General features: G+C 72.9%; 13 protein-coding genes. 9 read left to right on the top strand and 4 right to left on the bottom strand.

The genetic code is table 11. The annotated features are described in order from the left end of the window. Window positions 1-19 precede the first annotated feature (19 nt). The 7 genes from AB0F88_RS35440 to AB0F88_RS35410 all read left to right on the top strand — a co-directional run bounded on the left by AB0F88_RS35440 (window position 20) and on the right by AB0F88_RS35410 (window position 7,064). Window positions 20-832, top strand: coding sequence for a zf-HC2 domain-containing protein (locus AB0F88_RS35440; RefSeq protein ID WP_362694569.1), 813 nt, complete (start codon window positions 20-22; stop codon window positions 830-832). After that, complete coding sequence (locus AB0F88_RS35435) at window positions 829-1,683, top strand: ATP-binding cassette domain-containing protein (protein ID WP_362694566.1); 855 nt, start codon at window positions 829-831, stop codon at window positions 1,681-1,683. Before AB0F88_RS35440 ends, AB0F88_RS35435 begins: the two co-directional genes overlap by 4 nt. Beyond that, complete coding sequence (locus AB0F88_RS35430) at window positions 1,680-3,206, top strand: hypothetical protein (protein ID WP_362694563.1); 1,527 nt, start codon at window positions 1,680-1,682, stop codon at window positions 3,204-3,206. The genes AB0F88_RS35435 and AB0F88_RS35430 overlap by 4 nt, the downstream gene beginning before the upstream one ends. Next, complete coding sequence (locus tag AB0F88_RS35425) at window positions 3,197-3,913, top strand: hypothetical protein (RefSeq protein WP_362694560.1); 717 nt, start codon at window positions 3,197-3,199, stop codon at window positions 3,911-3,913. Before AB0F88_RS35430 ends, AB0F88_RS35425 begins: the two co-directional genes overlap by 10 nt. A gap of 270 nt (window positions 3,914-4,183) precedes the next feature. Then, a complete protein-coding gene (locus tag AB0F88_RS35420; RefSeq protein WP_362694557.1) occupies window positions 4,184-4,696 on the top strand; it encodes a hypothetical protein in 513 nt (170 codons plus the stop codon). Between the two features lie 180 nt (window positions 4,697-4,876). Next, entirely contained in the window at window positions 4,877-5,209 is a 333-nt protein-coding gene (locus AB0F88_RS35415; protein WP_362694554.1) for a YnfA family protein, read from the top strand. A 145-nt stretch (window positions 5,210-5,354) separates the two neighbouring features. Further along, window positions 5,355-7,064, top strand: a complete 1,710-nt coding sequence (locus AB0F88_RS35410; RefSeq protein ID WP_362694551.1) for an FGGY-family carbohydrate kinase — start codon at window positions 5,355-5,357, stop codon at window positions 7,062-7,064. Here AB0F88_RS35410 and AB0F88_RS35405 read toward each other — a convergent pair. Continuing rightward, entirely contained in the window at window positions 6,951-8,669 is a 1,719-nt protein-coding gene (locus AB0F88_RS35405; RefSeq protein ID WP_362694548.1) for an IlvD/Edd family dehydratase, read from the bottom strand. The two genes, AB0F88_RS35410 and AB0F88_RS35405, sit on opposite strands and share 114 nt — an antisense overlap. Before the next feature lie 89 nt (window positions 8,670-8,758). Between AB0F88_RS35405 and AB0F88_RS35400 the strand changes: the two genes are divergently transcribed. Beyond that, window positions 8,759-9,772, top strand: a complete 1,014-nt coding sequence (locus AB0F88_RS35400; RefSeq protein ID WP_362694545.1) for an alcohol dehydrogenase catalytic domain-containing protein — start codon at window positions 8,759-8,761, stop codon at window positions 9,770-9,772. 340 nt (window positions 9,773-10,112) lie between these two features. Further along, a complete protein-coding gene (locus AB0F88_RS35395) occupies window positions 10,113-10,979 on the top strand; it encodes an oxidoreductase (protein WP_362694542.1) in 867 nt (288 codons plus the stop codon). Between the two features lie 94 nt (window positions 10,980-11,073). Here AB0F88_RS35395 and AB0F88_RS35390 read toward each other — a convergent pair whose 3' ends face one another. Genes AB0F88_RS35390 through AB0F88_RS35380 form a run of 3 tightly spaced genes read right to left on the bottom strand, consistent with a single transcriptional unit; the run spans window position 11,074 to window position 14,249 of the window. Beyond that, on the bottom strand, window positions 11,074-11,916 hold the full coding sequence (locus AB0F88_RS35390; RefSeq protein WP_362694539.1) for a carbohydrate ABC transporter permease: 843 nt from the start codon (window positions 11,914-11,916) through the stop codon (window positions 11,074-11,076). Continuing rightward, window positions 11,906-12,928 (bottom strand): sugar ABC transporter permease, encoded by a 1,023-nt coding sequence (locus AB0F88_RS35385; protein ID WP_362694536.1) that lies wholly within the window; start codon window positions 12,926-12,928, stop codon window positions 11,906-11,908. The genes AB0F88_RS35390 and AB0F88_RS35385 overlap by 11 nt, the downstream gene beginning before the upstream one ends. Window positions 12,929-12,956: 28 nt before the next feature. Continuing rightward, window positions 12,957-14,249: a sugar ABC transporter substrate-binding protein gene (locus tag AB0F88_RS35380; RefSeq protein ID WP_362694533.1), complete on the bottom strand. Its 1,293-nt coding sequence runs from the start codon at window positions 14,247-14,249 to the stop codon at window positions 12,957-12,959. Window positions 14,250-14,286: the final 37 nt, after the last annotated feature.

Raw genomic sequence — 14,286 nt, 5'->3', positions numbered from 1 at the left:
CCGGAGAGGCCGGCGGCCGATGAGCACCTGGCACATCCCCGGCGACCTGCTGGACGGCTATCTGGCCGGGGAACTGGACCCGGTGCGGGCCATGTCGGTCGACGCGCACCTCGGGGGCTGCCCGGTCTGCCGGGCGGCCGTCCCGTACGAGCGGGAGTGGCTCGAAGGCTCCTGGCAGCGCCTTGAGGACCGGGCGGGCCGGCCCAGGCCGCGTCCGGCCGAGCGGCTGCTGCGCCTCGTCGGGTTGCCCGGTCACGTGGCGCGGCTGGTGACGGTTACCCCGACGCTCGGCAGGGCGTGGCCGGCCGCCGTACTCGCCGTGCTCGCCTTCGGCGTGCTCGCCGCGAGGAACACGGCCGGCGCCCTGCCGTTCTTCCTGGTGACCGCTCCGGTGCTGCCGCTGGCCGGTATCGCCGCCGCCTACGGCCCGCGCGTCGACCCCGCCCACGAGCTGCTGGCCGCCACCCCCCTGTCGGGACCGCGGCTGCTGCTCGTCCGTTCGACCGCCGTCCTCACGGTGGCGTTCGTGCTGGCCGGTCTCGCCTCGCCACTGCTGCCCGCCCCGCCGGGGCTGAGCGCCGCGTGGCTGCTGCCCGCGCTCGTGGCGACCTCGGGCTGCCTGGCGCTGTCCACCCGGCTGCCCGTACCGGTCGCCGCGCTCACCACGGGCGGGCTGTGGCTGGCCGGTGTCGCCGTCGCGGCCGAGGTCGGCGGCGGCTGGCGGGTCCCGTTCCAGCCGGGCGCGCAGGTCCTGTACGGCTGCGCCGCCGCCCTTCTCACCGCACTCGTCTACCGGCGGCGCAGCCGCCTCGACCCGGGGGAGCCCCGTTGAGCATCACCGTGAAGGGCCTGGTCAAGCGCTATGGCCGCAACCGTGTCCTGGACGGCCTCGACCTGGCCGTCACGCCGGGCGTCACCGGCCTGCTCGGACCGAACGGAGTGGGCAAGACGACGCTGCTGCGCTGCCTGGCCACCACGCTCGCTCCCGACTCGGGCACCGTCGAGGTCCTCGGCCTGGACCCCGGGGACCGGGTCCAGCGGACCGCGTTGCGCCGGAGGCTCGGCTACCTGCCGCAGGATCCCGGCTACTACCCGCAGTTCACCGCGTTCGACCTGGTCGACTACGTGGCGATCCTGAAGGAGATCACCGATCGGCGCGAGCGTCACCGTGAGGTGCGCCGGGTGCTGGCGGAGGTGGGACTGTCGGACCAGGCGGGGGTGCGCACGCGCAAGCTGTCGGGTGGCATGCGCCGGCGCCTGGCGCTCGCGCAGGCGCTGCTGGGCGAGCCGGATGTGCTGATCCTGGACGAGCCGACCGTGGGACTCGACCCCGAGCAGCGGATGCGGTTCAGGGCGCTGGTGTCGAAGGTCGGAGAGAGCCGCACCGTGCTGCTGTCCACCCACCAGACCGAGGACGTCGCGGCGTTGTGCGAGCGGGTGGTGACCGTGGACGGGGGCCGGGTGGTCTTCGACGGGACGCCCGGCGAGCTCGCCGCGACGGCGGCAGGGCGGGTGTGGCTGTCCGAGCGGCCTCCCGCCGGGCCGCACCTGTTCTGGCGCACGGCCGGCGGCCGCTACCGCACCCTCGGCGACCGGCCGGAGGACGGCGTGCCGGTGGAGCCGGGGGTCGAGGACGGTTACCTGCTCCTGCTCGGCGACCGCGGGCGGGCGGCGGTGGCATGACCGGCCACACGGCCGGAAGCGTGACCGGTCGCGACGCCGGACGCGGTACGGCGGGCCGCGAGGAGGAGCGGGGCGCGGGCGACGGGGCCGTCCGCGCCCTCTCCCGCCGCGGAACGTCATGGGAGCTGTTCGTCTTCGAGACACTCCGCCTGACGCGGAATCCGGTCCTGTGGGGCACCGCGGCGCTCGTCCTGGCGGTGCAGACGTACCTGAGCCGCGACCAGCAGCCGGACATGAACGTCGATCCGATCGCCGCGACGGGCGTGGCGTCCTGCCTGGCCGGAGCCGTGCTGCTCGTGGCGAACCTCGCCGCCTCCCGTGACGGCCGGCACGGCATGCCGGAGAGTCTCGCCGGACTGCCCGCCGGCGCCGAGCACCGGACGAGGGCCGTGCTGTTCGCGGCGCCGTTGGTCGGCGGCCTGTCGACGGCCGTGGTGCTCGGCCTCTATCTCCTCGTCCGCCTCCTGGCGGGGCCCGTCGCCGGGACGCTGGACCCGTACGAGCCGCTGACCGCGGTGGCCGCCTCGGCGTTCGCGGCCGCGCTGGGAGTGGCGGTGGCCCGATGGCTGCCCTCGCTGATCGCCGGACCGCTGGTCATCGCGGCGCTCGGATTCATGATCTTCCAGAATCCGTCCATCATGCCGTCCGGCTGGTGGCTGCCGGTGATGCAGCACCACTATCCCGACTGGCCCGATCGGCCCTCCGGCACGCACCTGGTCTACGTGCTGGCCCTGGTCGTCCTGGCCGGCGGGGTCGCGTCGCTGAGGTACGGGCTCCGGCGGCGGCCCCTGGTCGCGGTGGTCGCGGCCGTCGCCGTGGCGGTGCCCGCGGGGGCCACCGCGGCGGCGGCACGGCCGGTCACCGCGATCCGTTCCGGCTGGGTGGGCGCGGACGACGTCGATCCACGCGTCCGGGACCGCTTCTTCGGGCCGCACGCGTACCGGTGTGAGGAGCGCGGCGGGGTCACCTACTGCGCCTATCCCGAGTACGTGCCGTGGATCCCGCTGTGGGAGGAGGCCGCCGGGCCGGTGGTGCGGGCCGTACCGCCGGAGCGGAGGCATCTGGTGCCGCAGGTCCGGCAGATGACCTCGGCCTGGTTCTTCGGCGAGGACACCGAGGCGTACGCCGTGCGGCCGGGCATGTCCTGGGGTCATCCCGACCAGCGGAAACGGCTCGCCGAGGACCTGTCGTTCCACGTCGCGGGATTCCGCCTCCCGTGCGACGCCCGCGGGCAGGCGCGCACCCTGGTGGCGCTCTGGCTGACCGGGCAGGCCGCTCCGGTCACACGGCCCGAGTCGCTTCGGGTCGACAGCCGGCTGAGCGTGAGAAGCCTGGTCGGCTACGGCGACACCGAGGTCGGTTACGCCAGGCGGCTGCTCGCCTCCCCCGGCGCGCGTGAGCGCGTCCGGGCCCACTGGGGCACGCTCATGAGGCCCTCCACCACGCTCGAACGGGCGCTGCCGCTGCTGGGCCTGGACCGGGAGTTCCCCGTCTCGAGACCGGAGGGCACGCCATGTCGCTGACGATCGGAGAGCGGGGGCGGGAGCGGCGGCCGGCCGGGAGCGGTGCTCCCCCGGCGGGCTCCGGTGAGCCCCGGGCCCGGCGGGCGCGTGCGGCCCTCCTCCTGGTCGGGCCGCTCGCGCGGGCGATCGACTGGGCACCGCTCGCGGCCGTCGCCGTTTTCACCGTGGCCATGGTCTCGCTGGTCGAGGCGGGAAACGAGCTCCCGGCCGGCACCGCGCTCGACCTGATGCGGATCGGCGGAGTCCTGCTCGGAGGAGCGGCGGCGTTCGCGCTGGTCGACCCCGTGGCCGCGAACGCGGGACCGGCCCCCGTGCCCCGCTGGGTCCGGCAGGGGCTGCGCTGCCTGCTCGCCGGCGCCGTCGCGGCGGTCGTCTGGCTGGGCGCCTTCGCCGTCGTCGTCTCCCGCCTTCCCCCGGGCCGGCTGTTCCCGCTGTCCGACCTGCTGGTCGAGGCCGTCGTGTGCCTGGGGACCGGGCTCGCCGCCTCGGCGACCGCCGTCCGGTTCACCTCGGGGAGGCAGGCCGCCGTCGCCGCCGTCGCCGTCCAGCTCATGCTCGTCCTGGCCACCGTGCTCCTGCCCGCGGGGCTCCAGCTGTGGCCGCCGACGTGCGGGTACGGCCACTGGTACGAGGCGCACCGTTTCTGGCTGGTCATGTCGCCGCTCCCGCTGCTGTGGCTGGTGGCGGCGAACAGGGACGTCCGCTGACCGGAGGCCTGTCCTCGAAGGGGCGGCGCGAGATTCCCCCGCGCCCGGAGCCGAACCCGTAATCCGAATGGTCCGGGACAGGATGGAATGAGGAATTCCTCGCCGCCGTTCGACGCGCCGGAGAACCGGCCGGCGGCCGGGTGGCGGAAATCATCCGCCCTGCGGATTTCCCCTGTCGGGCCATGTGCGCACTACGCCACAGACGGCCGCCCGAATGGCCGCTTACATAAAGGGCGTCAGCAGTTCACAGATCAGAGAGGCATCACCACAATGTCGCGTAAGCGTCGCAACATCACCGCCCTGGCCCTGACGCTGGCCGGGCTGGCGACCACCGCCGTCCTCGCGTCCCCCGCCCACGCGGCCGGGGCCACCGTGACGGTGGGATCGTTCGGGAACATGTCCGTCGTGGGCACGACCGGGAACGACAGCATCGACATCAACCTGTTCAACGGCAAGATCAACGTGACCTCCAGCCTGCACTCGGTGACCGCGGGCGCCGGATGCACCCAGCAGGGGCCCAACACGGCCTCCTGCTCCGGGGTCTCGACCATCACGGTCAACGTCAGGCCAGGCGAGGACACCGTGCGCAACAACACCTCCCTGTTCGCCGAGATCTTCGGCTCGGCCGGCATCGACCGCCTCTCCGGCGGGTCCGGCCGCGACATCCTCGTCGGCGGCACCGGCAACGACGTCCTGACCGGCAACGGTGGCAACGACACCACCGACGGCGGAGCCGACACCGACACCTGCAGCGGGGAGACCGAGGTCAACTGCGAGCTGTAGCGGAGGTCATCTGGCCGCACGGGAGCAGGCCAGGTCAGGGGGTGGGTGGCGGCACCGCGGGGGCGGTGCCGCCACCCGTCCCGGGACCGTGACACGCGGGACCGGTGCCGTCACGCGGCCCGGCACGTCCCCCTGCGGCCCGGGTGCACCCGGGCCGCGGGGGGACGCTATTTTCCGAACATGACGATCGCCCGTTCACTGCTGTTGTTCGCGCTGGCGGCCGTCGCCGAGATCGGCGGCGCCTGGCTGGTCTGGCAGGGGGTCCGCGAGCAGCGGGGGCTGCTGTGGATCGCCGCGGGGGTCGTCGCGCTGGGGGCGTACGGGTTCGTCGCCGCGTTCCAGCCCGACGCGAACTTCGGCCGGGTCCTGGCCGCCTACGGCGGGGTGTTCATCGCCGGATCCCTGCTGTGGGGGATGCTGGCCGACGGCTTCCGTCCCGACCGGTGGGACCTGATCGGCGCGGGCGTGTGCCTGGCGGGGGTCGCTCTCATCATGTACGTCCCACGCGGGTGAACCGGGAGAGAGTCCGTCGCGAAAGGGCCGCGGGAAAGGCGGGCGTGGCCGAGCCCGGAGAGAAAGGCGAATCCACCGGCAGTTTCACCTACCATTTCTGATATATCTCCCATATCAGGAAAGTCTTTCCGGTTACCCTTGGACCGTGCCCGTCTACGTGGCCGTGGATCTCGGACCTGAGAGCGGCCGGGTATTGACCGGCGAATTCGATGGTGAACGGCTCTCGGTGCGAGAGGCGCACCGCTTCGCCAACCGGCCCGTCCGCGTTCTCGACGGCCTGTACTGGGACGTGCTCGGACTTCTCACCCAGGCCCGCGGGGGCATCGCGCTGGCCGCCTCCCGCGGCCGCCTCACCAGCGTGGGCGTGACCGCCTGGGGCGGTGACTTCGCGCTCCTCGACCGCGCCGGGCGGCTGCTGGCCAACCCCCGCCACCACCTCGACCCCTACACCTCCGGCCTGGCGGGTCTCGTCTCCTGGCAGGACCACTACGAGCTGACCGGTGTGCGCCCCGGACCCGGCACCACGGCCTGCCAGCTGCTGGCGCACGCCGGGTCCCCGCTCCTGGAGGCGGCCGACCACCTGGTGATGATGCCGGACCTGTTCACGCTCTGGCTGAGCGGCGAGATGCTCGCCGAGCGGACGGTCGCGAGCACCAGCCAGCTGCTGGACGCCAGGACCGGCCGGTGGGCGGACAGCATCGTCACCCGCCTGGGCCTGCCCGGCCACCTGTTCGCCCACCGGCTCGCCGAGCCCGGCACGGTCGCCGGGCCGCTGCGCGGCGGGAGCGGCGGGGGCGGGAGCGGCGGGGGCGGGCGGATCAGCCGGAACGGGAGAGGTCCCGGCGCGACCGTGGTCGTCGCGGTGGCCGGCCACGACGCCGCCTCCGCGGCCGCGGCGCTTCCCGTCTCCTCCGGCTCGGTCGGCCACATCTCCTGCGGCCCCCGCTCGCTGGCGGGGTTGGAGCTCGACGCGCCGGTCACCAGCCGGGCGGCCAGGCTGGCGGGCTTCACCAACGAGGGCGGCGTCATGGGGACCGTGCGCTTCACCCGCGCCCTCAACGGCCTGATGCTGCTCCAGGAGTGCCGCAGGGCCTGGGGGGTGCGCACCTCGTACGCGGATCTGGTCGCCGAGGCCGCCGCGGCGCCCGCGTTCGGCCCCCTGATCGACCCCGGCCACCCGTGGTTCCTCGAACCCGGTGACATGCCGGCCAGGATCGCGGCCTACTGCCGGTCGACCGGCCAGGCGCCGCCCGAGGGCCGCGCGCAGACGGTGCGCTGCGTCCTGGAGAGCCTCGCGTGCTCCTACCGGTGGGCCCTGGAGCAGGCCGAGTCCCTCAGCGACCGGCGGGTGGAGGCCGTGCACCTCGTGGGGGGCGGGGCCGCCAGTGCCACGCTCTGCGGGCTCGTCGCCGACTTCGCCGGGCGGCCGGTGCTCGCGGGTCCGGTGGAGGCGACCGCCGTGGGAAACCTGCTGGTCCAGGCGATGGCCGACGGCCGTCTCGGCTCCCTCACCGAGCTGCGCGAGGTGGTCCGCCGCTCGTTCAGGCCCCGGCCGTTCCCGCCCTGCGCGCAGCGGGAGCCGTACGAGATCGCCTACTCCCGCTACCGGCGGCTGGCCGGCGTCGACGGGTTCTGGAACGGCGCGGAGCCCGGGCCGGACACCGGACACCGGGCGCACCGGGCGCACCGGGCCCGCCCGGCCCGCCACGCGGCGTCGGCTCCGCCGGCGGAGCCGGCGGCCTCAGTGGGACTCGCGGGCGACCGCGTCACCACTGGAGCCGACGAGGAAGTCGAGGTCGGCACCCCGGTGGGCCTGCATCACGTGGTCGACGTAGAGGCGTTCCCAGCCCCGTGACGGCGCGGCGAAGGCCGCCCGCATCGCCTCCGAGGGGTGGCGCCTGGCCAGGTCCTCCGGCGGGATGTCGAGGTCCAGGCGCCTGGCCTCGACGTCCAGGACGATCGGGTCGCCGGTCCGCACCAGGCCGAGCGGGCCGCCCGCCGCGGCCTCCGGCGCCACGTGCAGGACCACCGTGCCGTACGCCGTACCGCTCATCCGGCCGTCGCAGATCCGCACCATGTCGCGCACCCCGCGTTCCAGGAGCTTGGCCGGCATGGGCATGTTGGCCACCTCCGGCATGCCCGGATAGCCCTTGGGGCCGCACCCGCGCAGCACGAGCACCGAGGAGGCGTCCACGTCGAGGCCGGGGTCGTCGATCCGCGCGTGCATGTCCTCGACGCTGTCGAAGACCAGGGCCCGGCCCCGGTGGCGCATCAGCTCGGGCGAGGCCGCGGCGGGCTTGATGACGGCCCCGGACGGCGCCAGGTCGCCGTACAGGACGGCGATGCCCGCGGCCTCCTGCAGCGGCTGCTCGCGCGGGCGGATGACGGTCTCGTCCCAGATCCGCGCGTCGTCCAGGTGGTCGGCGAGCGGCCTGCCGGTCACCGTCAGCGCGTCCGGGTCCAGCAGGTCGCGCACCTCGCGCAGCACGGCCAGCAGCCCGCCCGCGCGGTGGAGGTCCTCCATCAGGTGGCGGCCCGCCGGTTGCAGGTCGACCAGGAGCGGCACCCCCGCGCCGGTGCGGTCGAAGTCGTCGAGGGAGAGCTCGACGCCGAGCCGGCCCGCGATGGCCAGCAGGTGCACCACCGCGTTGGTGGATCCGCCGACGGCGGCCAGCGCCACGATGGCGTTGAGGAAGGATCCCCTGGTCAGCAGGGCGCTGGGGCGCAGGTCCCGCTCGACGAGCTCGACGGCGAGCCGCCCGGTCTCGTGGGCGCCCTCCAGCAGGCGGCTGTCGGGGGCGGGCGTGCCCGCCAGGCCGGGAAGGGTGGTGCCGAGCGCCTCGGCGACGCAGGCCATGGTGGAGGCGGTTCCCATGGTGTTGCAGTGGCCCCTGCTGCGGATCATCGACGACTCCGAGCGCAGGAACGCCTGCTCGGTCAGGGTGCCCGCGCGGACCTCCTCGCTGAGCCTCCACACGTCCGTGCCGCAGCCCAGCTGCACGCCGCGGAAGGTGCCGGTGAGCATGGGCCCGCCGGGGAGCACCACGGCGGGCAGGTCGACCGAGGCCGCGGCCATCAGCAGGGAGGGGATGGTCTTGTCACAGCCGCCCAGCAGCACCACGCCGTCGATCGGGTTGGCCCGCAGCATCTCCTCGGTCGCCATCGCGGCCATGTTGCGCCACAGCATCGCGGTGGGCCTGACCAGCGTCTCCCCCAGCGACACGACCGGCAGGTTCATCGGGACGCCACCGGCCTCCCAGATGCCCCGCTTGACGCTCTCGGCCACCTCGTCGAGATGGGAGTTGCACGGGGTGAGATCGGAGGCGCTGTTGGCGATCGCGATGTGCGGCCGGCCGTCGAAGGCGTGCGAGGGCAGCCCTCTCCGCATCCAGGCCCGGTGGATGTAGGCGTTGCGGTCGGTTCCCGCGTACCACTGCGAACTACGCCGGTCCGCCGTCACGTTCTCAGCCTCATTTGCCGAACGGTAGTCTACGGAACTCGATTCTTGTACCTCCCGCCTCGCCCGGCGGCGCCTGGAAGGTTCCACCCGTGAGAGCGTTCGTCGTGACCGGGCCCCGCCGCTTCGCCGTGCTGGACGTCGAGCCACCGGTTCCCGGTCCCGGGCAGGTCGTGGTCGACGTGGAACGGGCCGGGGTGTGCGGCACCGACATGGAGTTCTTCAGCGGCGAGATGGCCTACATCGAGGAGGACAACGCCCGCTATCCCATGCGGCTCGGCCACGAGTGGTGCGGGACGGTCTCCGCCGTCGGCGAGGGCGTCGACGGCGGCTGGATCGGCACCCGCGTCACCGGCGACACCATGCTCGGCTGCGGCAGGTGCCGCCGCTGCCTGGGCGGGCTGCAGCACGTGTGCGAGGACCGCTTCGAGATCGGTATCCGGGGCGGGTGGCCGGGCGCCCTGGCCGAGCGGCTTCCCGTGCCGGTCACGGCGCTGCACGTCCTGCCGGACGCGGTCGACGCGGTGGCCGGGGCGATGGTCGAGCCGGGCGGCAACGCGCTGCGGGCCGTCGAGGCCGCGAACCTCTCCCCCGGTGACCGGCTGCTGGTGCTGGGGCCGGGGACGATCGGCCTGCTCGCCGCCCGGTTCGCCCTGGCGCACGGGGCCGAGGTCCACATCATGGGCCTGTCGGAGCCGTCGCTGGAGTTCGCCCGCACCCTCGGGGTGCACGGGGCGTGGACCTCGGACCGGCTTCCCGATCTCCCGTTCGACGCCGTCGTCGACGCCTCCAACGGCCCCGGCCTGCCCTCCCTCGCCGCCGACCTGGTGGAGCCGGGCAAGCGGGTGGTCTACATCGGCCTGGCGCCGACCACCAGTGCCGTCGACACCCGCGTGCTGGTGCTCAAGGACGTCACGGCCGTCGGCATCCTGAGCGCCTCGCCCGGCCTGGCGGGGGCGATCGAGCACTACGCCTCGGGCTCGGTGGACCCCCGGCCGCTGGTGGCGGCCGTCGTCGGGCTCGACGAGGTGGGCGAGATCCTCTCCGGCTCCCGCCCCGCGGGAGCCGGCCCCGGCCCCAAGATCCACGTCGACCCCCGGGTCTGATCCGGTTCCGCCGGGATCTCCCCTCCCGGCCATGTTTGCCGGGATCTCCCCTCCCGGCCATGTTTCGACGGTGGCAGAACGGCTATCCAGCCGTCCTGGCCCTGCCAGTCCCAGGATGACCAGGGCACTTCCTGGCCACACACGGCCGGCGGACACTTCGAGGTGGCCGGATGCCCCGGCTCGATGGCGGCCCCCACGACCGTGCCGCGGGACCACCCGCGGCGAGGAACGGCCGTGGCGAGCGGGCGACGATCGGCTCCGGGGCTCCGGGGCTCCGGCGCGCGGCCGATCCCGCGTGCGAAGACCGTGAAGATCATGAAAACCGTTGAGAGGACCGACAATGCCGACGTCACTACCGGGCGGAGACCTGAAGCTCGCCGAAGACCTCACCCTCAGCCGGATGGGCTACGGGGCCATGCAGCTCGCGGGCCCCGGCGTGTGGGGACCCCCGCGGGACCGCGAGGAGGCGATCGCGGTGCTGAGGGAGGCGGTCGAGCTGGGGATCACCCACATCGACACCAGCGACTACTACGGCCCGTACGTCGTCAACGAGATCATCCGTGAGGCCCTGCACCCCTATCCGGGCGACCTGCGCATCGTGACGAAGGTCGGGGCCCGGCGCGCCCCCGACAAGTCCTGGCCGCCGGCGCTGTCGCGCGAGGAGCTGACCACCGCCGTCCACGAGAACCTCGACCGTCTCGGGCTCGACGCGCTCGACGTCGTCAACCTCCGGGTCGGCGGGATGACGGACCCCGTCCCCGGTTCGATCGCCGAACCGTTCACCGTGCTCGCGGAGCTGCGGGAGCAGGGCCTCATCCGGCATCTCGGCGTCAGCGGCGTGTCGCCGGAGCAGCTCGCCGAGGCGCGGTCGATCGCCCCGGTCGTGTCGGTGCAGAACTTCTACAACCTGGCCCACCGCACCGACGACGAACTCGTCGACCACTGCGCCCGCGAAGGAATCGCCTACACGCCCTTCTTCCCCCTCGGCGGGTTCAGCCCCCTGCAGTCCGGCGTCCTGGACGACGTCGCCGCCCGGCTCGGCGCGGCTCCCTTCCAGGTCGCCCTCGCCTGGCTGCTGCACCGCTCGCCCACCATCCTCCTCATCCCCGGTACGTCGTCGGTGGCCCATCTCCGGGAGAACGTCGCGGCAGCCGGTGTCGAGCTGCCCGCCGACGTCCTCAAGGAACTCGACGCGATCGGCGGGTGACCGCCGCCGGAGGATGACCGCCTCTGCCGCCTCCGCCGGGACGAGGGGGTCGCGGGGGACGCGGGGCGTCGAGGGTGGCGCGGGGGGCCGAGGGTCAGCCCTTCAGGCCGGTGTGGGCCAGCCCCTCGATGAACTGCCGCTGCGCGAGCACGAACACCACCAGCACCGGCAGTGCGGTCATCGAGGCGGCGGCGAGCTGGACGTTCCACATCGGCCCGCCGTAGGCGTCGACGAACTGGGTCAGCGCCTGCGGGAGAGTGAACCTCTCCGGCGAGGAGAGGTACACGATGGGTTCGAGGTAGAGGTTCCAGCTGTGCAGGAAGGTGAAGATCGCGACGGCGCCGAGCGCGGGGCGGGCCAGCGGCAGCGCGACCTTGTAGAACGTGCCGAACCGGCCGAGCCCGTCCACCCGGGCCGCCTCCTCCAGCTCTCCGGGCAGGCTGATGAAGAACTGCCGCATGATGAAGGTGGCCAGCACGCCGGGCGCGCCGAGGATCGGCACCAGGATCAGCGGCCAGTGGGTGTTGGTCAGCCCGAGCCCGTGGAACATCTGGAACAGCGGGACGATCGTGACCTCGCTCGGGATGAGCAGCCCGAGCAGCACGACGACGAAGAGCACGTTCTGGCCGGGGAAGCGGATGCGCGCGAAGGCGTACCCGGCCATGGCGGCCACCGCCATCGTGCCGGCCGTGACGATCAGGGCGATGTAGAGGCTGTTGAAGTACTGGCCCGCGAAGGGCTGCAGCTCGAAGACCTGCCCGTAGGCCGAGAAGTCCCAGTCGGCGGGCAGCAGCCTCGGCGGGAAGGCGAAGATCTCGCTGATCGGTTTGAGCGACGAGGTGACCATCCACCAGGTCGGGAAGACGAACGGCACGCACAACACGCACAGCAGGCCGTAGAGCAGCGTCTTCAGCCGTACCGGTATCTCACGTTTCATTGAAGACCCACTTCCTGCGCATCCGCCACTGCACGACGGTGAGCAGCGCGACGATCGCGAACAGCAGGACCGACAGCGTCGCGCCGTACCCGAAGTGATGGAACTGGAACGCCTGCTGGTACAGGTAGTAGACGAGGACGGTCGTCGACATGCCGGGACCGCCCTGGGTGAGCACCGCGATCTGCGCGAACACCTGCAGCGACCCCACCACGGTGATGATCGAGGTGAGCAGGATGGTCGGGCTGATCAGCGGGACGGTGATCCGCTGGAAGCGGGTCCACGCCCCGGCGCCGTCCAGCTCGGCGGCCTCGTAGAGCTGGCCCGGCACCCCCTGGAGGGCGGCCAGGAACAGCACCATGTTGAGGCCGACGTTCTTCAGGACCTGGACGACGATCACCGAGAGCATCGCGGTGCCCTCGCCGCGCAGCCAGTTGGGGCCGTCGACCCCGGCGGTGGCGAGCAGGCCGTTGAGGCCGCCGTCGTCCTGCAGCAGGAACTGCCACACGATCGTCCAGGCGACCAGCGAGACCACCACGGGCGAGAAGAACACCGTGCGGAAGAAGGTGGTCCCGCGCAGCCGCTGGTTGAGCAGGATCGCCAGGACGAGGGCGAGGCCGAGGTTGAGCACGACCAGGCCGACGGAGAACAGGGCGGTTCCCCCCAGCACCTCGCGCAGGTTGGGGTCGGCGAGCAGCCTGTCGTAGTTCTCCCCGCCGACGAACTCGAAGGTCCCGGCCAGCACGTTCCACTCGTGGAGGCTGTACCACAGGACGAGCCCGAGCGGCAGGAGCACGAACAGCAGGCTGCCGAGGAGCTGCGGGGCGACAAGCAGGTATCCGACCAGGTTGTCGCGGCGGCGCACGGTCCAGAACGCCGGGCCCCCGCCGCCGGAAGCCCGGCGGGCCGGGCGGGCCCGGCCGCCGCCCGCCGCGCTCCCCGCGTTCTCCGCGTTCTCCGTGCTCCCAGCGGCCCGCCCGCCGGGGGCCGGCCGGGCGTCCGCCCGGCCGGTCACCGCGGATCCGGAATGCGACGCGGCCACGTCACGCGCCCAGCATCGGCTGGATCTTGGCGCACACGCCGCCCAGCACGGCCTTGACGTCGGCGCCGGGCTGCCAGAGCGGGTCGAGCGCGGCCCGCACGGTCTGCGACAGCTCCGCCTGGCCGGTGTGGTTGGGCTTGACGACGCCCTTCTCGATACCGCTGATCACGACCTTCTGCAGCTGGTCGGGCTTGAGCAGCGGGTTGCTCTTGGCCATGGTGTCCGCGGTGAGCTGGGAGGCCCGGGGCGGCGGGAAGTAGGCGGCGAGCTTGGCCGAGTTGGCGGGGTTGGTGAAGAAGGCGAGGAAGTCGGTGGCCGCCGTCGCGTTGGCGGACTTCTTGAAGACGCCCAGGCCCGCCTGGCCGATCACCGAGTACTCGCCCTTGGGTCCGGCGGGCAGCGGGACGAGGTCCCAGCCGAACTTCGCCTCCTGCAGGAGTGAGGCGCGGGAGATCTGGGTGATGGTCATCGCCGAGTCGCCCGCGAAGAAGTCGGCCGTGGTGCCGGGGCCGGGGAAGGCCTTGTCGGTGAAGATCGACTTGTGCAGGAACGTCATGGCCTCGACCATCTCGGGGCTGTCGAACCCGCAGGTCTTGCCGTCCTCGCTCCACGCCTGGGCGCCCCAGCCGCCCCACACCGTGGAGAGGTTGTCCCAGCCCTTGTAGTCGAAGTCGCGGACGACCATGCCCGCCTTGCCGGTCTTGGAGGCGACCGCGGCGTTCTGGGCGGCGACCTTCTCCCAGGTCCAGGTGCCGTCCTTGATCATCTCGGCGGGGGTCTTCTGTCCCGCCTTCTTGAGCAGGTCGGTGTTGACGAACACGCCGAACGGCGAGGTGGAGAAGGGGTAGGCGTACAGCTTGCCCTCGGCCTGCCAGAGCTTGACCGCCGACGGGGTGAGATCGCCGAACTCGTACCCCTGGGCCTTGCTCAGCGTGTCGTCGAGCGGCGCCAGCGCGCCGGAGGAGACGAAGTCGGGCGCCGAGTTCTCCAGGATCCAGGCCAGGTCGGGGGCGTTGCCGCCGGCGATCTGGGTGGTCAGGGTGGTGGTGTAGCTCTCGAAGGGGATGGGGTCGAACGTGATCTCGCCGACGCCGGGACGGGTCTTCCTGTACTCGGCGGCGATCTCGTTGAACAGCTTCAGGTGGGCCTCGTTGGAGGTCCAGATCGTCATGCGCAGCGGTTGCGGGCCCTGCGCGGCGGGGGTGGCCCCGCCCCCCACGCCTCCGCCGCCGCACGCCGTCAGGGTGAGCAGCGCCGCCAGCGCGACGGCCGCGGGCTTTCCGAATGATTTCATGGTCAGATCTCCTTGCTGGGAATCCCCCGGCGGTCGT

The organism is Streptosporangium sp. NPDC023963 (assembly GCF_040639135.1).
GTDB lineage: Bacteria > Actinomycetota > Actinomycetes > Streptosporangiales > Streptosporangiaceae > Streptosporangium.
Note: the sequence above shows the minus strand (reverse complement) of the source record. Positions and strands in the feature narration are given on the sequence as shown.